The following is a 358-nucleotide window of genomic DNA, read 5'->3' as shown; positions in this document are numbered from 1 at the left end:
TTTCATAAAACTGATTTGCGTCCCATTCGTCTAGAGGTCTAGGACACCGCCCTTTCACGGCGGTAACAGGGGTTCGAACCCCCTATGGGACGCCACTTTCTTTTATTAAGTGAGTGCTTGTTGTTTGAGTTAAGTTTACAGTTTTCACAAAACTGATCTGCGTCCCATTCGTCTAGAGGTCTAGGACACCGCCCTTTCACGGCGGTAACAGGGGTTCGAACCCCCTATGGGACGCCACTAATTTTGATGTTCTTTTTTGATAAAAGAGCAATGTGTTATCCGAATAGAGTAGGGCAACATGATATGCGGGAATAGCTCAGTGGTAGAGCACAACCTTGCCAAGGTTGGGGTCGCGAGT

2 tRNA genes are annotated in these 358 nt (G+C 47.5%); both read left to right on the top strand.

The window, feature by feature from the left end:
• The first annotated feature begins 19 nt into the window (after window positions 1-19).
• Window positions 20-95, top strand: a tRNA-Glu gene (locus ABFY09_RS15160).
• A 66-nt stretch (window positions 96-161) separates the two neighbouring features.
• Window positions 162-237 (top strand) — tRNA-Glu (locus ABFY09_RS15155).
• Window positions 238-358 lie beyond the last annotated feature (121 nt).

Origin of the sequence: Marinomonas sp. 5E14-1 (assembly GCF_039939215.1) — a bacterium.
Lineage (GTDB): Bacteria > Pseudomonadota > Gammaproteobacteria > Pseudomonadales > Marinomonadaceae > Marinomonas.
Note: the sequence above shows the minus strand (reverse complement) of the source record. Positions and strands in the feature narration are given on the sequence as shown.